The organism is Devosia sp. (assembly GCF_017744655.1).
Lineage (GTDB): Bacteria > Pseudomonadota > Alphaproteobacteria > Rhizobiales > Devosiaceae > Devosia.
In genome coordinates this window covers 1,014,879-1,036,422 of record NZ_JAGIAW010000001.1, presented here as the reverse complement: position 1 = coordinate 1,036,422, position 21,544 = coordinate 1,014,879, and the positions used below count along the sequence as shown (strand labels likewise).

General features: G+C 60.4%; 21 protein-coding genes and 2 tRNA genes. 20 read left to right on the top strand and 3 right to left on the bottom strand.

The genetic code is table 11. The features are described 5' to 3' along the window. Positions 1–6 precede the first annotated feature (6 nt). Positions 7–405, top strand: coding sequence for a YciI family protein (locus tag J7557_RS05145; protein ID WP_291417965.1), 399 nt, complete (start codon positions 7–9; stop codon positions 403–405). Between the two features lie 172 nt (positions 406–577). Further along, the gene (locus tag J7557_RS05140; RefSeq protein WP_291417963.1) at positions 578–817 is read left to right on the top strand and encodes a hypothetical protein; all 240 of its coding nucleotides are present in this window, start codon (positions 578–580) and stop codon (positions 815–817) included. A gap of 38 nt (positions 818–855) precedes the next feature. On the opposite strand, the gene J7557_RS05135 is transcribed toward J7557_RS05140, so the two are convergent. Then, positions 856–1,251: a nuclear transport factor 2 family protein gene (locus J7557_RS05135; protein WP_291417961.1), complete on the bottom strand. Its 396-nt coding sequence runs from the start codon at positions 1,249–1,251 to the stop codon at positions 856–858. Positions 1,252–1,597: 346 nt separating this feature from the next. On the opposite strand from J7557_RS05135, the gene J7557_RS05130 reads away from it, so the two are divergent. Both J7557_RS05130 and clpX read left to right on the top strand, forming a co-directional pair. Next, positions 1,598–2,227, top strand: a complete 630-nt coding sequence (locus J7557_RS05130; RefSeq protein WP_035079023.1) for an ATP-dependent Clp protease proteolytic subunit — start codon at positions 1,598–1,600, stop codon at positions 2,225–2,227. Positions 2,228–2,399: 172 nt separating this feature from the next. Beyond that, entirely contained in the window at positions 2,400–3,677 is a 1,278-nt protein-coding gene (clpX, locus tag J7557_RS05125; protein ID WP_291417958.1) for an ATP-dependent Clp protease ATP-binding subunit ClpX, read from the top strand. A gap of 241 nt (positions 3,678–3,918) precedes the next feature. On the opposite strand, the gene rocF is transcribed toward clpX, so the two are convergent. After that, positions 3,919–4,890, bottom strand: a complete 972-nt coding sequence (gene rocF / locus J7557_RS05120) for an arginase (protein WP_291417956.1) — start codon at positions 4,888–4,890, stop codon at positions 3,919–3,921. Positions 4,891–5,216: 326 nt separating this feature from the next. Here rocF and lon point away from each other — a divergent pair, with 326 nt between their 5' ends. Continuing rightward, on the top strand, positions 5,217–7,643 hold the full coding sequence (gene lon / locus J7557_RS05115) for an endopeptidase La (RefSeq protein WP_291417954.1): 2,427 nt from the start codon (positions 5,217–5,219) through the stop codon (positions 7,641–7,643). Positions 7,644–7,829: 186 nt separating this feature from the next. Here lon and J7557_RS05110 read toward each other — a convergent pair whose 3' ends face one another. Next, positions 7,830–8,462, bottom strand: coding sequence for a TetR/AcrR family transcriptional regulator C-terminal domain-containing protein (locus J7557_RS05110; RefSeq protein ID WP_291417952.1), 633 nt, complete (start codon positions 8,460–8,462; stop codon positions 7,830–7,832). Between the two features lie 88 nt (positions 8,463–8,550). Between J7557_RS05110 and tet(30) the strand changes: the two genes are divergently transcribed. The 15 genes from tet(30) to nuoF all read left to right on the top strand — a co-directional run bounded on the left by tet(30) (position 8,551) and on the right by nuoF (position 21,544). Continuing rightward, entirely contained in the window at positions 8,551–9,735 is a 1,185-nt protein-coding gene (gene tet(30), locus J7557_RS05105; RefSeq protein ID WP_291417950.1) for a tetracycline efflux MFS transporter Tet(30), read from the top strand. A 124-nt stretch (positions 9,736–9,859) separates the two neighbouring features. Beyond that, on the top strand, positions 9,860–11,059 hold the full coding sequence (gene tet, locus J7557_RS05100) for a Tet(A)/Tet(B)/Tet(C) family tetracycline efflux MFS transporter (RefSeq protein WP_291417948.1): 1,200 nt from the start codon (positions 9,860–9,862) through the stop codon (positions 11,057–11,059). Positions 11,060–11,245: 186 nt separating this feature from the next. Beyond that, positions 11,246–11,518 carry an HU family DNA-binding protein gene (locus J7557_RS05095; protein ID WP_035079006.1) on the top strand — a complete coding sequence of 91 codons (273 nt, stop codon included), beginning with the start codon at positions 11,246–11,248 and terminating at the stop codon, positions 11,516–11,518. A gap of 368 nt (positions 11,519–11,886) precedes the next feature. Further along, a tRNA-Val gene (locus tag J7557_RS05090) sits at positions 11,887–11,962 on the top strand. 318 nt (positions 11,963–12,280) lie between these two features. Next, positions 12,281–12,357: transfer RNA gene (locus J7557_RS05085), tRNA-Asp, on the top strand. Positions 12,358–12,487: 130 nt separating this feature from the next. Further along, positions 12,488–13,219, top strand: a complete 732-nt coding sequence (gene msrA, locus J7557_RS05080; protein WP_291417946.1) for a peptide-methionine (S)-S-oxide reductase MsrA — start codon at positions 12,488–12,490, stop codon at positions 13,217–13,219. A gap of 220 nt (positions 13,220–13,439) precedes the next feature. Continuing rightward, positions 13,440–13,988 carry a porin family protein gene (locus J7557_RS05075; protein ID WP_291417944.1) on the top strand — a complete coding sequence of 183 codons (549 nt, stop codon included), beginning with the start codon at positions 13,440–13,442 and terminating at the stop codon, positions 13,986–13,988. 354 nt (positions 13,989–14,342) lie between these two features. Beyond that, entirely contained in the window at positions 14,343–14,918 is a 576-nt protein-coding gene (locus J7557_RS05070; protein ID WP_291417942.1) for a hypothetical protein, read from the top strand. A gap of 252 nt (positions 14,919–15,170) precedes the next feature. After that, the gene (locus J7557_RS05065; RefSeq protein WP_291417940.1) at positions 15,171–15,746 is read left to right on the top strand and encodes a hypothetical protein; all 576 of its coding nucleotides are present in this window, start codon (positions 15,171–15,173) and stop codon (positions 15,744–15,746) included. A 360-nt stretch (positions 15,747–16,106) separates the two neighbouring features. Further along, positions 16,107–16,472, top strand: a complete 366-nt coding sequence (locus J7557_RS05060) for an NADH-quinone oxidoreductase subunit A (RefSeq protein ID WP_291417938.1) — start codon at positions 16,107–16,109, stop codon at positions 16,470–16,472. Continuing rightward, complete coding sequence (locus J7557_RS05055) at positions 16,463–17,044, top strand: NADH-quinone oxidoreductase subunit B family protein (protein ID WP_291417936.1); 582 nt, start codon at positions 16,463–16,465, stop codon at positions 17,042–17,044. Before J7557_RS05060 ends, J7557_RS05055 begins: the two co-directional genes overlap by 10 nt. Before the next feature lie 9 nt (positions 17,045–17,053). After that, positions 17,054–17,692: an NADH-quinone oxidoreductase subunit C gene (locus J7557_RS05050; protein ID WP_291417934.1), complete on the top strand. Its 639-nt coding sequence runs from the start codon at positions 17,054–17,056 to the stop codon at positions 17,690–17,692. Continuing rightward, entirely contained in the window at positions 17,692–18,882 is a 1,191-nt protein-coding gene (locus J7557_RS05045; RefSeq protein ID WP_291417932.1) for an NADH-quinone oxidoreductase subunit D, read from the top strand. The genes J7557_RS05050 and J7557_RS05045 overlap by 1 nt, the downstream gene beginning before the upstream one ends. Next, positions 18,882–20,237: an NADH-quinone oxidoreductase subunit NuoE gene (gene nuoE / locus J7557_RS05040; protein ID WP_291417930.1), complete on the top strand. Its 1,356-nt coding sequence runs from the start codon at positions 18,882–18,884 to the stop codon at positions 20,235–20,237. The genes J7557_RS05045 and nuoE overlap by 1 nt, the downstream gene beginning before the upstream one ends. Further along, a complete protein-coding gene (gene nuoF / locus J7557_RS05035; RefSeq protein ID WP_291417928.1) occupies positions 20,237–21,544 on the top strand; it encodes an NADH-quinone oxidoreductase subunit NuoF in 1,308 nt (435 codons plus the stop codon). Before nuoE ends, nuoF begins: the two co-directional genes overlap by 1 nt.

Below are 21,544 nucleotides of genomic sequence, written 5' to 3'. Positions count from 1 at the left end.
CCGAACATGAAATTCCTTTGCCTCTTCCATTTCGCTCCAGATGCTTTCGCCGGCACCACACCCGAAGAAATGCGCCGCCTCGACGATGCGACTATCGAACACGACCAGAAACTGCGCGCCGGCGGTCACCTGCTCATAGCCTCGCCCCTGGCTGACGTTTCGACCGAGGAAGTGATCGACCGTCGTCGCCCCGTGCGCATCAACGAAACCGATGGCCCCTATGCCGAGGCCAAGGAAGTCGTTGGTGGCGTTGTCCTCATCCAAGCCACCGACATGGCTGAAGCCAAGGCGCTTTTCGCCGACGATCCCATCGCCGCCCATTGCCGAATCCAGATCAGGCCGCTGCATGAAAGTGACCGCCATAGCGAGACCGGCGAGGGCCGACCTGAATTCAAGCCGACATAGCGGTGGTGCTGAGGGTTAAGCCGCGGCGATTCTCGCTCCGCGGCCTTGCTCTACTCGCCGTCATCCCCGCGATTGCGCCGGCCTCCGTTTTCTCAAACGGGGTGAAAACCCTTGGCAAACGACCCGCAATGATGTCTTGAGAGCGCCAAAACGCGACGAAGGAAATCCGCACGTGAGCGACATCACCGTTTCCGCAGCGATCGACGCCATCTACGCCTCGATCAAGAACAACAACGAAGACATCGACCTGCACATCGCAGCGCTCAAGGCCGCCATGGCCAAGGAAGGCGCCAAGGAAGCCGTGTTCGAGACCTCCAAGCTCGCCCAGCCCAACCGCCAGGGCCGCAAGCTCATGCAGGCCTATTTCAAGAAGAAGGGCATCGTCGTTTCCTTCACCGGCGGCGCCGAATAAGGCTTTTGCGGCGGGAGAAAAGTCCCGCCGCCTCGTCCCTAGATCGTATAGGGCGCCGGGTCTGGTATGCCGGCCTCGGTGATCGACCAATGGGTCTGGATGATCCGCCACACGCCATCACGGCGCCGGAACACCTCGGTGCAATTCCAGCGCAGTGCTTTGCCCGCATTGTCCCATGAGACAAACCTGAACGTCAGCACCGCCGCGTCGCCGATTTCCTGCACCAGCGGCTCGATGAATTCGTAGCGGTCGGCAAAGATCGTTCCTTCGATCTCGGCATACATGGCCATCAGGTCTGCCTTGTTGAGCCGGCTTTGTGTCGTGGGGTCGAAATAGACGACGTCCTCGTCGAGCAGTTCGACAAATCCCCGCGTTTCGCCCCGGCACCAGCGGGCCATGGCAGCGCGTTCCAGTTCCAGCACCGGATGATCCATATTGTCCTCCCTCACAGATCCCGAGTTTACTAGAACAGAACAAGAACATTATCAACCGTGAATTAAATCTGACGGAGCCGGCCGGCTGGAGTTGTGAACATCCCAAACGCGGCATTCACCTTAGTGTCATTGCATTGGCGACGCTCTATTGAAGCCGGCCCCATTGCCGCCTATTTGTGCCTTTACCGCCCGTTAAGGCGGCATAGCTGCAATCGGCCAGTCGCGCCGATTCGAATTTCACCTGCGTTTCTCTGCCTTGCCATGTGCGCGTTCGGGGCAGGGGCGTGGGCCAACCAACTAAGCCTGCCGTTCGCTTGCGACGCCGACGGGGGCCAAGGGGCAAAATATGCGGGATCCGCACGATCTTTACATGAACACGCTCGTTCCCATGGTGGTCGAGCAGTCGAACCGTGGCGAACGCGCTTTCGACATCTATTCGCGCCTTCTGCGCGAGCGCATCATTTTCGTGACCGGTGTGGTCGAGGACAATATGGCCTCGCTCATCGTCGCCCAGCTTCTGTTCCTCGAATCAGAGAACCCGAAGAAGGAAATCGCCCTCTACATCAACTCGCCCGGTGGCGTGGTGACGGCTGGCCTTTCCATCTACGACACCATGCAGTTTATCCGCCCGGCCGTTGCCACCATGGTCATGGGCCAGGCTGCTTCCATGGGTTCGCTGCTCCTCGCCGCTGGCGAAAAGGGCATGCGCACCTCGCTGCCGAACTCGCGCGTCATGGTTCACCAGCCTTCCGGCGGCTTCCAGGGTCAGGTCACTGACATTCTGATTCATGCCAAGGAAGTCGAGGGTTTGAAGCGTCGTCTTAATCAGATTTATGAGAAGCACACCGGCCGCACCTACGAGGAAATCGAGAACGCTCTCGAGCGCGATCGCTTCCTGTCTCCGGAAGAAGCCAAGACCTTCGGTCTGATCGATTCCATCCACGAGAAGCGTGCTGTTCCCGAGGCGTCTGCCTGATTTGACGCGCGTTAAGCACATTGCTGATGCGCCGTGGACTGTGATCCCACAGCAATTGCACACAGCCGGAACGGCCTTTAAGGTCGTTTCGGCTTAGACTTTCTTTATGTCTTCCGCGTTACGGTTTCCGATAACGCTGATTTTGGGGACCAAAAGTTCCCGGGAGTGACTGATGTCCAAAGAGACAACGAACGGCGAAACCTCCAAGAACACGCTGTACTGCTCGTTCTGCGGGAAATCGCAGCATGAGGTTCGCAAGCTGATCGCCGGCCCGACCGTATTCATCTGCGATGAATGCGTAGAGCTGTGCATGGACATCATCCGCGAAGAGAACAAGACCTCCATGGTCAAGTCCTCCGATGGCGTGCCGACCCCTGCCGATATCTGCAAGGTGCTCGACGATTACGTCATCGGCCAGGGTCGCGCCAAGCGCGTCCTCTCCGTGGCTGTCCACAACCACTACAAGCGCCTGCACCACGCGACCAAGAATCAGGACGTCGAGCTGTCGAAGTCCAACATTCTGCTCATCGGTCCCACGGGCTCGGGCAAGACCCTGCTCGCACAGACGCTGGCCCGCATTCTCGACGTGCCCTTCACCATGGCTGACGCCACGACCCTGACCGAAGCCGGTTATGTCGGTGAAGACGTCGAAAACATCATCCTGAAACTGCTCCAGGCCGCCGACTACAATGTCGAAAAGGCCCAGCGCGGCATCGTCTACATCGACGAAGTCGACAAGATTTCCCGCAAGTCGGACAATCCGTCCATAACCCGCGACGTGTCCGGCGAAGGCGTGCAGCAGGCTCTCCTCAAGATCATGGAAGGCACCGTTGCCTCCGTGCCTCCGCAGGGCGGCCGCAAGCATCCGCAGCAGGAATTCCTGCAGGTCGACACCACGAACATCCTCTTCATCTGCGGCGGCGCTTTCGCTGGTCTTGAAAAGATCATCTCCGCTCGCGGCGAAGGTTCGGGCATCGGCTTCTCGGCCACCGTCAAGGACCCGCAGGATCGTCGCGTCGGCGAGCTTCTCAAGGACGTCGCTCCGGAAGATTTGGTCCGTTTCGGCCTGATCCCGGAATTCATCGGTCGTCTCCCGGTTCTCGCGACCCTGGAAGACCTCGACATTCCGGCCCTGATCGAAATCCTGACCGCTCCGAAGAACGCTCTCGTCCGTCAGTACCAGCGCCTCTTCCAGATGGAAGAAGTCGAACTGACCTTCCACGAAGACGCCCTCAAGGCGATCGCCGAGAAGGCCATCGAGCGCAAGACCGGCGCCCGCGGCCTCCGCTCGATCATGGAAGCAATCCTTCTCGATACCATGTACGACCTGCCCTCGCTCGAAGGCGTCGAAGAAGTGGTGATCTCGGAAGAAGTGGTGAAGGGCAAGGATGTCCGTCCGCTCTACATCTACTCCGAGCGCAAGAAAGACGAAGAGCCTGCATCGGCCTAAAGCGGCGCTGAGCTGAAATCAAAACGCCGGGTCGCAAGACCCGGTGTTTTTTTGTTTGAAGTTTGTGAGCCACCGCACTCCCTTCTCCCCTTGCGGGAGAAGGTGCCCCGAAGGGGCGGATGAGGGGTATGCGATCCCTCGGCAAGCCCTGAGCGTGTGGAGAGAACCCCTCACCCTGGAATTTCTTCTGAACGAAGAAATTCCTTTCCCTCTCCCGCAAGGGGCGAGGGAAGGCTGGTGCCTAGTCCTCCCCCGTCACAAACTCCACCGGCCCCGGCTCCTCACCCATGATCGACCGCCCAAACAGGCTCGCCACCAGGTCCACCAACAGCGTCGCGCTCTTGCCACCGTGGTCCACAAACGGATTGAGCTCCACGATATCGAGCGACCCCACCACGCCGCTGTCATGCAGCATCTCCATGATCAGATGCGCCTCGCGATAGGTCAGCCCTCCTGGCACCAGCGTGCCGCCTCCCGGGGCCAGAGCAGGGTCCACCACATCCACATCAAAACTCACATGCAGGTGCCCATTCGCCGCCTTCACGCGGTCAAGTATCGGCTGCATCAACCCGACCACGCCCGTCTGATCGATCTTGCGCATATCGATCACTTCCACGCCGCGCGCATGCAGCAGCCGACGCTCCTCCCGGTCGATCGAGCGCGCCCCAAAGATCGTGACATTGCGCGGCTCGATCTTCCCGAGCCAATCACCCCTATAACTGTCGTCAAAGCCCGGCTCGCCACACAGCAGCGCCAGTGGCATCCCGTGGAGATTGCCCGATGGCGAGGTATCAGGCGTGTTATAGTCGGCATGCGCATCGACCCAGAGCACATGCACCGGCTTGCCCTTGGGTGCATTGTACCGCGACACAGCTGACAGCGAACCCATGGCAATCGAATGGTCCCCGCCGATAAAAATCGGAAAGTGCCCATTGCTCAGAATGTCGTAACCCGCATTGCTCGTCCGCTCGGCAAGCTCCAGTACGTCGGCCTTCCGCTCATCCGGCAATCGCCAGCTCGACGGATTGGTGCTTATCTCCGGATGCACCCTTCGGAGATCGCCATGGTCGCCAATCGAATGCTCCAGCTCAACGAGCGCCTCCAGCAGCCCTGCTACCCGCAGCGCCTCCGGCCCCATGCCACAACCGCGAACCGAGGCGCCCGACGCCGTTGCTACCCCCAGAATGTCGATCCGTTTGGGTTTTGTTACCATTGTTTGGTCCTCATTTTGGGGCATGGCGATTGGCCAAGCATGGCACAGCTTCCTGTCACACCCAATCTATAGGCTGCGACACAGTCTGCTGCCGGACCAAAGGCCAGATTCTCCTTTGTATCCAAGGCACACGCCTGTTCCTGCCTTAATAGGCATGCCTCCTGTGCGAAGCGGTGTAATAGGTCACAAAACCGCAATGATTGACTTGCGGTGGGGGCGTGCGAACCTATTTATTAACCTGAATCGCCCAGCCTTTCAGAATTGGGCAGTCGCAATACGGGCGCGCTACTCCAATTCCTCCCGGCGCGCCCCGGAAAGGAAATATGATGTCGGACGTCAATCCCACCGGCGAAACGAGCCGGGACCGGGTTTACCCGGTTCTTCCCCTGCGCGACATCGTGGTCTTCCCCGGAATGATCGTGCCGCTGTTTGTCGGTCGCGAAAAGTCGGTCAAGGCTCTTGAAGAGGTCATGCGCGACGACAAGCACATTCTTGTCGTGACCCAGAAGAACGCGCAGGACGACGATCCAGCCCCGGATCAGATCTACAGCACCGGGACGATCGCCACTGTGCTCCAGCTTCTGAAACTTCCGGATGGTACTGTGAAGGTGCTCGTGGAAGGTCTCAGCCGCGCGACCATCGACAATTATCTGCAGACGGAAGAATATTTCGAAGCTGAAGCGAGCCCGCTTCCCGAGCCCGAGGAAGATGCGACCGAGCTTGAAGCTCTGGCGCGCTCCGCTCAGAGCGAATTCGAAAACTACGTCAAGCTGAACAAGAAGATCTCGGCAGAGGTCGTGGCTGCGGTCGGTCAGATCGAGAGCCCGTCCAAGCTCGCCGATACCATTGCCAGCCACCTGGTCATCAAGATCCCGGAAAAGGAAGACCTGCTGTCGACCGTTTCCGTCATCGAACGCTTCCAAAAGGTGATAGGCCTGATGGAAGGCGAGATCGGCGTGCTGCAGGTCGAAAAGCGCATCCGCTCGCGCGTCAAGCGCCAGATGGAGAAGACGCAGCGCGAGTACTATCTCAACGAGCAGATGAAGGCGATCCAGAAGGAACTCGGTGACGGCGAAGACGGCACCAACGAGATCACCGAACTGGAAGAGCGCATCGCCAAGACCAAGCTTTCCAAGGAAGCTCGGGCCAAGGCCGATGGTGAAGTCAAGAAGCTCAAGGGAATGAGCCCGATGTCGGCGGAAGCCACCGTCGTGCGTAACTACCTTGATACGCTTCTCGGCCTGCCATGGGGCAAGAAGTCCAAGGTCAAGCGCGATCTGCTGCTGGCTGAAAAGGTTCTGGACGAAGACCACTACGGTCTCGAAAAGGTCAAGGAACGTATCCTTGAATACCTGGCCGTTCAGGCTCGTACCGGCACGCTGAAGGGCCCGATCCTGTGCCTCGTCGGCCCTCCGGGTGTCGGCAAGACCTCGCTCGGCAAGTCGATCGCCAAGGCGACCGGCCGCGAATTCGTGCGCATGGCGCTCGGTGGCGTCCGTGACGAAGCCGAAATCCGCGGGCACCGCCGCACTTATATCGGCTCCATGCCCGGCAAGATCATCCAGTCGCTCAAGAAAGTGGGAAAATCCAACCCGCTCTTCCTGCTCGACGAAATCGACAAGATGGGCCAGGATTTTAGGGGCGACCCGTCTTCGGCTCTGCTCGAAGTGCTTGATCCCGAACAGAACAACACGTTCGCCGATCACTACCTTGAGGTGGACTATGATCTCTCGGACGTGATGTTCGTCACGACCTCGAACACGCTGAACATTCCCGGCCCGCTGATGGACCGCATGGAGATCATTCGCCTCTCGGGTTACACCGAAGAGGAGAAGCACGCGATCGCCAAGCAGCACCTGATCCCGGAAGCCGCCAAGGAAAACGGCGTCGCCCACGGCGAATTCGTGCTCAGCGACGAGATGCTGATGAAGGTCATTCGCGGCTATACCCGTGAAGCCGGCGTCCGCAACCTCAAGCGCGAGATTTCGAAGCTGATGCGCAAGGCGGTTACGGATATCGTCCGCACCAAGACCAAGTCGATCACCATCGACGAAGAGCGTCTGGCCAAGTATCTCGGCCCGGCCATCTTCAAGCATGGTGAGATCGAAGCCGAGTCGCAGGTTGGTCTCGTGACCGGCCTCGCCTGGACTTCGGTTGGCGGCGAACTGTTGACCATTGAAGGCGTGATGACGCCGGGCAAGGGCCGCATGACGGTTACCGGCAACATCAAGGAAGTGATGAAGGAATCGCTGACGGCGGCCACGGCCTATGTCCGCTCCCGCTCGATCGACTTCGGCATCAAGCCGCCGATGTTCGACACGCGCGACATTCACGTCCACCTTCCCGAAGGCGCTACGCCCAAGGATGGTCCGTCGGCCGGCATTGGTCTTGCGACTGCCATCGTCTCGGTGATGACAGGCATTCCGGTTCGCAATGATGTCGCCATGACCGGCGAAATCACGCTGCGGGGCAGGGTGCTTCCCATCGGCGGCCTCAAGGAGAAGCTGCTCGCAGCCCTCCGCGGCGGCATCAAGACTGTGCTGATCCCGGAAGAGAATGTTCGCGACCTTCAGGAGATTCCGGACATCGTCAAGGAAGGCATGGAGATCGTTCCGGTCAGCCGCATGGACCAGGTCATTGAACGCGCCCTGGTGCGCAAGCCCGAAGCCATCGAATGGAATTTCGATGAAGCCCCGGCCGTCGCCAAGACCGACCCGGCCGCCGACGACTCGGCCGCCAGCCTGACGCACTGATCGATCTGACAGATATGAAAACGGCGGCCCTCGGGCCGCCGTTTTTGTTTTGGGGAGTCTGCACCGCCCAACACCCACCGGCTGTCACCCCGGCGAAGGCCGGGGCCCATCCTGAGATCTCGAGATGGGCCCCGGCCTTCGCCGGGGTGACAATCGAGCTTGGGGCGGTTCAAGTGGGAGAAGCGCTTAGGCCTCCCGGCTCATCCGCATCCCCTCAACCATATACCGCAGCCCGCGCTCAAACGCCTGCTCGGTATTGATCGAGCCCTCCTTCTCCAGCGACCGAAATGCCTCGGCCAGAATCGGAAAGGGCCCCAGCTCCGCGTCGAGATCGCCCTCCTGGCCGACCTCTTCCTCCATCCGCTCACGCTCGCCCTGTTCCTCGAGCACATAGCCCACGACATAGCGCGCCACCGAAATCGAAATGTGCAGCGCTTCCTCAGCGGTAAATCCGGCGTCCACATAAAGCTTCAACTGGACCTCGGCATCTGCAAAATCCGCCGACGATGGCCGCGTCCCCGCAGCAATCCGCGCTCCATCGCGCACGGCCAGCAGTGTCTTCCGCATGCTGCGCGCCGTCCCATAGGTAAAATCCACCCAATTCTCGCCCGGCGAAGGCCGGCGATGTGTGTGATAGCGCGCCAGCATCTCGCTATTGATGGCGTCGAGCAGCGCCGACTTGTTCTTGAAATGCCAATAGAGCGCCGGCTGCTGCACCCCCAATCGCTCCGCCAGCTTTCGCGTCGTCAGCTTGTCGATGCCCACCTCATTAAGAAGGGCTATGGCCTCATCGACAATACGGACGCGATCAATCGCCATGCACATAATCCTCTTGACTTATCACTGATAAAGGAGCTTATCGGCGATAAATTAACTTATCGCTGATAAATTACCTCTGGAGGTCCTTATGAACAAGGCCCTGATCGTTATTCTCGCGACCGTCGCCATAGATGCGATTGGCGCGGGCCTCATTTTCCCCATCCTGCCCGAACTGCTGACGCAGCTCACCGAAGGCGGCGACATCGGCTTCCTCTATGGCGCCATGCTCGCGGTCTACGCCATCATGCAGTTCATCTTTTCGCCCGTCCTCGGCGCCCTCAGCGATCGCTTCGGCCGCCGCCCTGTGCTGCTGCTGTCGCTCGCCGGTACGCTGATCGACTATCTCGTCATGGCTTTGACCCCGCTCGGCTGGGTTCTCGTCGTCGGCCGCGCCATGGCCGGCATCACCAGCGCCAACATGGCCGTCGCCTCCGCCTACATCACCGACATCACGCCACCCGAGCAACGCGCCCAACGCTTCGGTCTCATCGGCGCCGTCATGAGCACGGGTTTCATCATCGGCCCCGTCATCGGCGGCGTCATGGGGGCCTGGTGGCTCCGCTCGCCCTTCCTCGTTGCCGCTCTCTTCAATGGCCTCAACCTCGCCGTCGCCCTCTTCGTCCTGCCCGAAAGCCGCAAGGCATCGGACGAAAAGTTCGATTTCAAGCAGCTCAACCCGCTCGCGCCCCTGGTCTGGCTCTGGAACTTCAAACCCCTGCTGCCCATGGTTATTGTCTCGGTCGTCTTTGGGCTCATCGCCGCCGTTCCCGGCACCATCTGGGTCCTCTATGGCGCGGAACGATTCGGTTGGGATTCGGTCCATATGGGCATTTCGCTCTCCGTCTTCGGCATCAGCGGCGCTCTCGCCCAAGCCTTCCTCGTCGGCCCGCTGACAAAACGCTTCGGCGATCTCGGCACTCTGATGATCGGTGTCGCCTTCGATACGCTTGCCTACACGCTCATGGCCTTCGCTTATCAAAGCTGGATGGGCTACGCCGTCGCCCCGCTCTTCGCCCTCGGCGGCGTCGCCATGCCCGCTCTCCAATCTCTCCTCACCAGCCGCGTCAGCGACGAACAGCAGGGCCAGTTGCAAGGCGTCCTCGCCAGTCTCATGAGCCTCGCCGGTATCGTCGGCCCGGTACTGACCACCGCCATCTTCTTCTCCACCAAGAACATCTGGATCGGCACCATCTGGATCGTCGGCGCCGCACTCTACCTCCTCGCCACGCCGCTCTTCGCCACAGTGCGCCAGCCAAAGCCCGCGATGGCGTGAGCCGGGCAGGGTGCCTCCTGTCGAAACCTGTCAGCACCATCCGTCATAGGGGAGGTGGGGTTGTAACAGCCCCGTGAACGCCCTACCTCCCTTTACCGGCCGGTGAGCCAAACAGGAGAATACCTTGAACAAGGCCCTCGTCGTCATCCTCGCCGCCGTGATGCTCGATGCCATAGGCATCGGCCTGATCTTCCCGATTCTCCCCGCGCTGCTGCGCGATGTCGGGCACACGTCGGACATTTCGATTCTGCTCGGCGTGATGCTCGCACTCTATTCGGCCTGCCAGTTCCTGTTTTCCCCGATTCTCGGCGTGCTCAGCGATCGCTTCGGGCGGCGTCCGGTCCTCCTGGTCTCGCTGGCGGGCGCCGCCATCGACTACCTGATCATGGCCTTCGCCCCGCATCTCTGGATGCTGGTCATCGGTCGCGCCATCGCCGGCGTCACCAGCGCCAACATGGCCGTCGCCACGGCCTACATCACCGACATCACCACCGAGGAAGAACGCGCCCAGCGCTTCGGCCTTTTCCACGCCATGTTCGGCGTCGGCTTCATCATCGGCCCCGTCATCGGCGGCATCCTGGGCGATTGGTGGCTCCATGCCCCGTTCCTGGCCGCAGCAGTCCTCAATGGCGTCAATTTCGCCTTGGCGCTCTTCGTCCTCCCCGAATCGAGGCCCGGCAAGGCCGACGCGCGCTTCACCTGGGAAACGCTCAACCCCTTCAAGCCGCTCGCCTGGGCCCTAAATTTCAGGGCCCTGGTGCCGCTGATGGCCATCTTTCTGATTCTCAATTTCGTCGGCACCGTCTACGGCACCGCCTGGGCCCAGTTCAGCGAAGACCAGTTTGCCTTTTCCGGCCTGACCATCGGCCTGTCGCTCGGCGCCTTCGGCGTTTTTCACGCCCTCGCTCAGGCTTTCCTGACCGGCCCGGCCGTTGCGCGCCTCGGCGAACGCTGGGCGCTTATCGTCGGCATGGTCTTTGAAACCGGCGCCATGCTTACCCTCGCATTCGCCAGCCAGGGCTGGCTGCTCTTTGCCATGGCGCCACTCTTCGCCCTGGGCGGCATCGGCATGCCGGCACTGCAATCCCTGACCACCCAGCAGGTTGATTCTGACCGTCAGGGACAGCTCCAGGGCGTACTGGCCAGCATTGTCAGCATCGCCTCGGTTTTCGGCCCGCTGCTCTTCAGTGCCATTTACGCGTCGGTGCGCCATGATTGGCCTGGAATGATCTGGATCGTGGCCATTGGCATCTACTGTCTTGCCCTGCCATTGATGATTGGCATCCGAAGCAGCCCCGCTGCGGCAAAAAACCTGGCGGAATGATGGTGGAAAGGCCGGAAAACCTGATAGTTCGGCCTTGTAGCCCCCGAATTTCCGGGCCATTAACATTCCCGTACCGTTCGACCTCGCCAAAACGGCGGAAACACTTGCGCTTCAGCTAGAATCGACCAAGGGTTGCCGCCACCAAGCTTCGCCAGCGAGGGCGGGCATTCACTGTGAGGATACGCAATGAACAAGAACGATCTGGTTGGCGTCGTTGCCGACAAGGCTACGATCACCAAGGCTCAGGCCGCTGAAGCGGTTGACGCAGTGTTCGAAGCAATCACCGCCGCCCTGAAGTCGGGTGACGAAGTTCGTCTCGTTGGCTTCGGCACCTTCGCCGTGTCGCAGCGCAAGGCATCGACTGGCCGCAACCCGGCCACCGGCGCAGAGATCCAGATTCCGGCCTCCAATCAGGCCAAGTTCAAGCCCGGCAAGGGCCTGAAGGACGCGATCAACTAAAAGCACCGCTTTTAGCGCTTCAAACAAACGGTCCCGCGAACATTCGCTGGGGCCGTTTTGTTTTTGCGGGGGCGGGGGAGGTAGCCGGAAGTCCGGGCGTCCAAAACTCCGATCTGCCGTCAGCACCGGGCCTGTCCCGGTAGTCCATGTCTCCTCGAGATGGATTGCCGGGACAGGCCCGGCAATGACGAAGGTCGTGTGATTTTTCTGCTCGCTCTGCTACGGTTCTTCAGTGTGCCGCTGCTCCGGCGGCGCGCGAAAGCCCAGCCTATCTTCCCACAGCCCCGCGCGCCCACCGGCAAATTGCCTGTTGACGGGCAAGGGCAGGGGCCCTAATCAGAGCGCCGTTCCAGACCATTGTGTCGGACGGGCGATTAGCTCAGTTGGTAGAGCGTCTCGTTTACACCGAGAATGTCGGCGGTTCGAGTCCGTCATCGCCCACCATTTTTCGTTTCCCGACGACTACGGCTCGACCGAAGCGTACGAAACGGAAAATCACCAGCCGCAGGCTTCAGTGCTGCCGGCAAAAGCCCAACACCTTATCCATCTCAGCCACAGACGCTCTCGCCGATGCCCTCGGAGAGCGTACAAGCTCGCGTTCCTCTTGAGAAAACGCGCCTTGTGGCTTGAAGCATAATAGTTTTCCACAGGCTCGGTCGCCTCTGTGAAGTTTTTATGCCGGATGCGGAAAGGGGCGCTTGACTTAGAGAGGGGCGCTGGGTACATCAGCGTCACGTTCAGCGGGCCACACGGTTCGCCGATGCGGGAGTAGCTCAGTTGGTTAGAGCGCCGGCCTGTCACGCCGGAGGTCGCGGGTTCGAGCCCCGTCTCTCGCGCCACCCTTTCTAAAAGGAGTGGCATGATACGGCGCCCATCGGGCGCCTTTTTTGTTTGCTCTCTTCTTTGTGTGTAACGGAGTGGATGCGGCCACCGTATCTGCTGGTAATATGGCCAGTAGGAAGGTGCCCCATGTCGCCACGTTTTCCCGATTTTGCGTTTTCGCGTCGCAGTCTGCTCGGCGGATTGGCTGCAGTCTCCGTCCTCGGCTTTGTTGCGAGGCCGGGCTCGGTCTTCGCGCAGGAAGAGCCGGTGGTCATTCCCGCGCCCGATAGGGATCTTGATGAAGCAGGCACATCGGCCGTCGCCGTCTTTGCTGGCGGGTGCTTCTGGGGCGTGCAAGGCGTATTCCAGCGCGTGAAGGGTGTCACCAATGCGGTGTCGGGCTATGCCGGCGGCTCGGCCGAAACGGCAACCTATGACCAAACAACGCGCGGCGACACGGGCCACGCCGAAACCGTGGAAGTCACCTACAACCCCTCGGTCGTCACCTTCGGCAAACTGCTACAGATTTTCTTCTCCGTCGCCCACAATCCGACCCAGCTTAATTTCCAGGGCCCGGACCGCGGCACGCAATATCGCTCGACGATTTTCCCGGTGAATGACCAGCAGGCCGAGATCGCCAAGGCTTATATCGCCCAGCTCGAAGCCGCAAAACTCTTCCCCGGCCCGATCGTCACTACACTCGAGCCTTTTGAGGCTTTCTATCCTGCAGAACAGTACCATCAGGATTTCCTGACCCTGAACCCGACTTGGCCCTATATCGTGCGGAACGATCTTCCCAAGATTGCGGCCCTGGCGGCGCTGTTCCCGGATGTCTATCGCGCCGAGCCGGTATTGGTCGGAGAGCTACCCGCCGCCTGATCGCGGTGTGCCCTCAATGCAACGGCGGCGCGGTGCCTTGTTTTGGCCGCCCAATGGACGGCTTGTGGCCGGATTGCGCAACGAACTTCGCTCCCGGCCGCAAGACAGAGGTGTTGCGCATCTGCATCGCCGGGCGGCCAAGGAAAACTGGCAGGGGAACGGGCGGATCATTCTTCCGTTTTCCGCCTATCTGCTGGTTGTAGTGCTAAGGAGAAACGCGATGCGCTCATCTCACAAGATCGCCCTGGCAACACTTGCCACCGTCCTGATGTCGGGTTCGGCCTTCGCTGCCGATCTGATTACCGTGCCCACGAGCACACCGGCGGCCTTGCCCGTTTACGAGGAGGCTGCCGGTTTTGACTGGAACGGCTTCTATGCCGGTGTCTACGGCGGCATCCAGAACGGGTCGGTTAGCGGCATGCAATATGGCGGCGGCGTCATGGCCGGTGTGAACGCTCAGTTCGACTTCTATCTCCTCGGTGCCGAAGTCGCCGTGCAGGGGATTACCGGGGGCAACACCAATACCAGCTATGGCCAGATTCTTGGTCGTGCTGGTCTCGTCGTTTCCGACAATGTCGTCGTCTATGCGGCCGGCGGCTACGGCATCGATCTCGGTGTGCCGGAAGAAGATGACGCCTTGCTTGGTGGCGGCGTCGAACTGGCCGTCACCGACAATGTCTCGGTCCGTGCCCAATATCTCCACGGCTTCCCGCTCAACGGCGGCAATTCCAAGGACCAGTTCACGGTCGGCGCCGCTTTCCACTTCTAGGCCATTTACCGCGTCTCGATTCGACGTTGGAATCGCCGAATCCTATCGAATCTCTAAAAATGGCCCCGCAATTGTTGCGGGGCCATTTGCATTTCGGGCAACAATGTGGCAGCGTGCCCTTCAACAGCCATATTTGGGCTGGCGTCCGATCACAATTTGGGACGCCAAACCAAGGCTGAATGCGTCAATTTGTATCAAACTGGACCAATTCCGCGGCCTAAAGGCAACACTCGCTCGATTTGGTCATGAAAACTTATCCCCACCGCCCAATATGTGTTGGCGCGGGGTTGCCTCTTTTTCTCCCTTGAGTCATTAGTCCGGTCGACTACGGTTAACTCTATGGGAGTGCAAGATATGTTTGTACGTTCTCTCTCGCTCGGCGTTGCTGCCGCTGCACTCATGGTTGGTGGCGCTCAGGCTGCTGACCTGATCATCCCGACCACCCCGCAGCCGATCTACGAAGCTGCTGGCTTCGATTGGTCCGGCCTCTACGCTGGTGTCCGCGCTGGCGGCCAGTGGACTGGTTCGAACGCCTACGCAAACTCCACCGTCAACACCACCTACGGTGTCGTTGGTGCTGCTGTCGGCGTGAACTTCATCCCGGTCGACCCGTTCCTGATCGGTGCTGAAGTCACCGGTGACTGGCTCTGGGCAAACAACACCTCGTCGGGTGAATTCTTCGCCAACCTCCGTGCTGGCGCTGTCGTCACCGACTCCGTGCTCGTCTATGCTCTGGGTGGCGTTGGCGTGAACACCAACAACAACACCACTGAATCCGTCTACCAGCTTGGTGGCGGCGTTGAAGTTGCTGTGACCGATGCGATCACCGTCCGCGGTGAACTCGTTGGCCAGGGTGATTTCTCCAATGCTGCTGGCGACCAGTTCTTTGAGTCGGCCAAGGCAACCGTTGGTGTCTTCTACCACTTCTAAGACATTATTTTTCGCTGCGGCTAGGGTCGCTGCGGAACAAGTCTTGCAAACCCAGGCGGCGAACCGGTTTCCGGTTCGCCGTTTGCGTTTATTACCAATGCTTTAACAGAACTGAATTCTTGTGTTGTCGATTGGCTACACTTGTCGAAAAGCGGACACGTTTTGGGCGATGTGATGGCCAAGCCCATTGCGGGGGGCTCACGGCTCTGTCAGGTTATGGGAAGTTATCACCGTAATCTTCGAGGGCTTAAAATGTCTGTTCGTTCTCTGCTTATTGGCGTGTCGATCGCCGCTCTTGGTACCGCCGCCGCTTCGGCAGCGGACCTGATCATCCCGACCACTCCGCAGCCGATCTACCAAGCTGCTGGTTTTGATTGGGAAGGCCTCTACATCGGTGCTCGCGCCGGTGGTCAGTGGACTGGCACCAATGCCTACACTAACCACACCCTGAGCTCCACCTATGGCGTCATCGGTGCTGCCGTCGGCGTGAACTTCATCCCCGTCGATCCGTTCCTGCTCGGCGTTGAAGTCACCGGCGACTACACCTGGAATAGCGTCAACTCGGGCGGCGAATTCTTCGCCAACCTGCGCGCTGGTGCTGTCGTGACTGACGCTGCTCTCGTTTATGCCATCGGTGGCGTTGGCGTTTCGACCGTCGGTGGCGGTTCGGAAGGCGTGTACCAGCTTGGTGCTGGTGTTGAATTCGCTGTTACCGATGCGATCACCGTCCGCGGTGAAGTCGTCGGCCAGGGTGACTTCTCCAACGCTGCCGGCGACCAGTTCTTCGAAGCTGCCAAGGCAACTGTCGGCGTCTTCTACCACTTCTAAGAATCGGCTGGCGGGCTAGTCTCGCCATCCTCTAGTCTTGCGAACGGCGAGTCGGTATCGACTCGCCGTTTTCGTTTATTCGGGACTTGTTGAGCGCCAATTGCGCTTTGCCACATTTCAAAATTCGCGTTGCACACGCCAATATTTACGTCAAACTCACGTCTTCAAAGTCATAAGCTTTCTCAGCCATGCGGCTTAGATATATGATTTTTCAGGTCATATTTTCTTTCCCTTGAAACCATTTAGGGGAAGGTCTAAGCCCTAGCCATCAACTGACGCGGTGGTCGGCTCGCCCCAATTGCTTGCTCGCCTCGCGGATCGCCGGGACCCCTCCGACCGGCTCGAACCTTAGGCTGCCGCATGACTGACTTGCTCAGCAATTACCTGCCAATCCTTCTCTTTATCGGACTTGCTGCCGTCATCGGTGGCGCGCTTTTGGTCGCGCCATTCCTTGTCGCTTTCCGCAAGCCCGATCCTGAAAAGCTGTCCGCATTCGAAGCTGGCTTCGATGCCTTCGACGACGCGCGCATGAAGGTCGACGTCCGATTCTATCTGGTGTCGATTCTCTTCATCATCTTCGACCTTGAAGTGGCGTTCCTGTTTCCCTGGGCCGTGGCTTTCCACGACATCGGTTGGTTCGGCTTCTGGTCCGTCATGGTCTTCCTCGGTGTGCTGACCGTCGGCTTTATTTATGAATGGCGCAAAGGAGCTCTGGAATGGGATTGAGCCCCTCCAACGCGACGCTGGTGAGCAATCCGCCCACCGGTGCTCTCGATCCGGCAACCGGCAAGCCCTTCGGCGCCGAAGATCCGTTTTTCGTCGGCGTGAACAACGAGCTGGCCGACAAGGGCTTCCTCGTCACCACCGTGTCGCAGCTCATCACCTGGGCCCGTACCGGCTCGCTGATGTGGATGCAGACTGGTCTCGCCTGCTGCGCCGTTGAAATGATGCAAATGTCGATGCCGCGCTACGACATCGAACGTTTCGGCACCGCACCGCGCGCTTCGCCGCGCCAGTCCGACGTTCTCATCGTCGCCGGCACGCTAACCAACAAGATGGCGCCCGCTCTGCGCAAGGTCTACGACCAGATGCCCGAGCCGCGCTACGTTATCTCCATGGGCTCCTGCGCTAATGGCGGCGGCTACTATCACTATTCCTATTCGGTGGTGCGCGGCTGCGATCGCATCCTGCCCGTGGATGTCTATGTCCCTGGCTGCCCTCCGACCGCCGAGGCGCTTCTTTACGGCATTCTCCTGCTGCAGAAGAAGATTCGCCGCGACGGCACGATCGAGCGATAGGGCCGGGCCATGACCGATACTGTTGAAACCGTCGAGCCCGTCATCGAAGTTCACCCTCTGGTCGCTCTTGGCGAACACATCGTGGCTTCTCTCGGCGAGGCCGTTACCGGCTTCGAGACCGCCTTCGGCGATCTCACCATCACCGCCAATCGCGATTCCATCGTCGACGTCGTCACTTTCCTCCGTGACGACACGAAATGCCGTTTCATCTCCTTCGTTGATGTCTGCGGTGCCGATTACCCAGCCCGCGAATTCCGCTTCGACGTGGTCTACCACTTTCTCAGCCCGCATCTGAACCAGCGCATCCGCGTCAAGGTGCAGGCCGATGAGGCAACGCCCGTTCCATCGATCACCGGCGTCTTCGCCGGTGCCGACTGGTTTGAGCGCGAAACCTATGATCTCTACGGCGTGCTGTTCTCGGGCCACCCCGACCTGCGCCGCATCCTCACGGATTATGGTTTTGACGGCCATCCGCTGCGCAAGGACTTCCCGCTCACCGGCTTTGTGGAAGTGCGCTACGACGAAGAGCGCCGCCGCGTGGTCTATGAGCCGGTCGCCCTGGCCCAGGAATTCCGCTCGTTCGATTATTTGTCACCCTGGGAAGGTACGGATTACGTGCTGCCCGGTGACGAGAAGGCGAAGAACTGATGTCTGAAGTCGACGTCCGCAATTTCACGATCAACTTCGGCCCGGTTCACCCCTCGGCCCACGGCGTGCTGCGCATGATCCTCGAGCTCGATGGCGAGCTCGTTGAACGTGTCGATCCGCACGTTGGCTTGCTGCACCGCGGCACCGAAAAGCTGATCGAATACAAGACCTACCTGCAGGCGGTTCCCTATTTCGACCGCCTCGACTACGTGGCCCCGATGAACCAGGAGCATGCCTTTGCCCTGGCCGTCGAGCGGATGCTCGGCATCGAAGTGCCCCGTCGTGGCCAGCTGATCCGCGTGCTCTACGCCGAAATCGGTCGCTTGCTCGCTCACCTGATGAACGTGACAACTCAGGCCATGGACATCGGCGCGCTGACCCCGCCGCTTTGGGGTTTCGAGCAGCGCGAAAAGCTCATGGTATTCTATGAGCGCGCTTCCGGCGCCCGCATGCACGCAGCCTATTTCCGTCCCGGTGGCGTCCATCAGGACCTGCCGCAGGCGCTCGTCGACGATATCGGCACCTTCTGCGAGGAATTCCCCGCAGCGCTCGCCGACATCGACACACTTCTTACGGAAAACCGCATCTTCAAGCAGCGCGGCGTCGATATCGGCATTGTCCCGCTCGAAGAAGCATGGGGCAGGGGCTTCTCCGGCGTCATGGTTCGCGCTTCGGGCGCCGCCTGGGATCTGCGCAAGGCCCAGCCCTATGACGCCTATGCCGAGATGGATTTCGATATCCCGACCGGCGCCAATGGCGATTGCTACGATCGTTACCTCGTCCGTATGGAAGAAATGCGGCAGGCCAATTCGATCATGAAGCAGTGCGTCGAAAAGCTGAACGCGCCGGAAGGCAAGGGCCCTGTGTCCTCGGTCGACGGCAAGGTTGTTCCGCCCAAGCGCGGTGAGATGAAGCAGTCGATGGAAGCCCTGATCCATCACTTCAAACTCTACACCGAAGGCTACAAGGTGCCCGCCGGCGAAATTTACGCCGCCGTCGAAGCGCCCAAGGGTGAATTCGGCGTCTATCTGGTGTCCGATGGCACCAACAAGCCCTATCGCTGCCATATCCGTGCTCCGGGCTTTGCCCATCTGAGCGCCATGGACTGGCTCTGCCGCGGCCACATGCTGGCAGACGTAACCGCGATCCTGGGTTCGATTGATATTGTGTTCGGAGAGGTTGATCGCTGATGTCCGTGCGACGCCTTGCAGACGAGTCGGTTCAGCCGGCAAGTTTCGCCTTCAATGATGCTAATGCTGCATGGGCCGAAAAGCGCATAGCGCTTTATCCGGCTGGCCGTCAGCAGTCTGCTGTCATTCCGCTGCTCATGCGTGCGCAGGATCAGGACGGCTGGGTTTCCCGCGCGACCATTGAAAAGGTCGCCGAGATGCTCGGCATGGCCTATATCCGCGTGCTCGAAGTCGCGACCTTCTACACCCAGTTTCAGCTTCAGCCCGTCGGCACGCGTGCCCACGTTCAGGTCTGCGGCACCACCCCGTGCATGCTGCGCGGGGCAGGGGAGTTGATCGAGGTCTGCAAGAGCAAGATCCATCACGATCCGCACCATCTCAACGAAGATGGCACGCTCTCGTGGGAAGAAGTGGAATGCGCTGGCGCCTGCGTCAACGCACCGATGGTCACCATCTACCACGACACCTATGAAGACCTCACCGCCGGTCGCCTCGAAGAAATCATCGACGCGTTCCAGGCCGGCAAAGGCGACACCATCAAGCCGGGCACTCAGATAGAGCGCCTGAACGCCGCCGCCGAAGGTGGTCAGACGACCCTGCTCGAAACGCCGACGGCCAAGCGCGAAAAGTTCGTGCCGCCCCCGCCGCCGGAGGGTTCAGCACCGGCGGCTGCCGGTGCGCCTGCGCCCGCCGCTCCGGCTCCTGCCGCCGCTGCACCGGCTCCGGCTGCGAAGGCTCCCGAACCGACCACGGCCGCCAAGCCCAAGGACGTCTCGGAAGAATCCGCTCCCGCCCTCAAGGGTACACCCAAGGAAGCCAAGGTTTCCGAGGCCAAGGCCGAAGGCGAGCGCAAGGCTGCTAACGCCTCTGCCAAGGCCAATGGAGAGCCGAACAAGGAAATGCGCCCGAACGCAACGGGCGCTGAATCCGATGCTGCCAAGATTGATGGCGGCAAGGCTCCCGGCAAGAAGACTGCTGAAGCCCCAGCTGGCGAAGCCGCCGCGACTTCGGTGAAGAAGTCGACCAAGAAGATCGTTGCCGCGCCGGCCGAAGGCCTAAGCCCGACTGCCGAGACTGGCGGACCCACCCCGCTGTTCCAGAAGCAGGAAGGCCCTGCCGACGATCTGAAACTGATCTCGGGCGTCGGTCCGGTTCTCGAAGGCAAGCTCAACGCAGTTGGCATCACCAAGTGGAGCCAGGTCGCTGCGATGACGCCGGAACAGATCACGGCGCTGGAATCGAGCCTCAACTTCAAGGGTCGCGTTGCGCGTGACAACTGGCTGCAACAGGCCGAAGTCCTCGCCCGCGGCGGGGTTGAGGAATATCGCAAGGTGTTCGGGAAGGACCCGCGCTAATGCTCGCTGATAAAGACCGCATTTTTACCAACCTCTACGGCCAGCACGACTGGCGCCTCGAAGGCGCGCGTGCGCGTGGCTCCTGGGTTGGTACGAAGGAATTTCTCGATCAGGGCCGCGATTGGATTACCAACGAGGTCAAGGGTTCGGGTCTGCGTGGCCGCGGCGGCGCAGGCTTCCCCACTGGTCTCAAGTGGAGCTTCATGCCCAAGGTCAGCGATGGCCGTCCGCATTACCTGCTTGTGAACGCTGACGAATCCGAGCCCGGCACGTGCAAGGACCGCGAAATCCTGCGTCACGATCCGCACCATCTGATCGAAGGCTGCCTGATCGCCTCGCGCGCCATGGATGCGCACCTGGCCTTCATCTATGTCCGCGGTGAGTTCATCCGCGAACGTCAGCGCCTCGAGGAAGCCGTTCAGGAAGCCTACGACGCCAAGCTGATCGGCAAGGACAATATCCACGGCTGGGATCTGGACATCATCGTACATCACGGCGCTGGCGCTTACATCTGCGGCGAAGAAACCGCGCTGATGGAATCGCTTGAAGGCAAGAAGGGCCAGCCGCGTCTCAAGCCGCCGTTCCCGGCCGGCATGGGCGTCTATGGCAACCCGACCACCGTCAACAACGTCGAGTCGATCGCCGTCGTCCCGGAAATCCTGCGTCGCTCCGGCGCCTGGTTCTCCTCCATCGGCCGTCCGAACAATGTCGGCACCAAGCTGTTCATGGTCTCGGGCCATGTGAACAAGCCGGCGACCTTCGAGGAAGCCTTGGGCGAAAGCTTCAAGGACATCATCGAAAAGCACTGCGGCGGCATCCGTGGCGGCTGGGACAATCTCCTTGCCGTCATTCCGGGTGGCGCCTCGTGCCCCGTCGTGCGCGGCGAAGACATGATGGACGCCATCATGGACTTCGACGGCATGCGCGAGAAGAAGTCCTCCTTCGGCACCGGCGGCATGATCATCATGGACAAGTCGACCGACATCATCCGGGCCATCTGGCGCATCGCTGCTTTCTTCAAGCACGAGAGCTGCGGCCAGTGCACGCCGTGCCGCGAAGGCACCGGCTGGATGATGCGCGTCATGGAGCGCATGGTCGAAGGCCGCGCCCAGAAGCGCGAAATCGACATGCTGTTCTCGGTGACCAAGCAGATCGAAGGTCACACCATCTGCGCCCTGGGCGACGCGGCCGCCTGGCCGATCCAGGGCCTGATCCGCAACTTCCGTGACGTCATCGAGGCGCGGATCGACCAGTACACTTATTCTTCCACCAGCGACGGCGCGGTTCCGTCGATCGCTGCGGAGTAG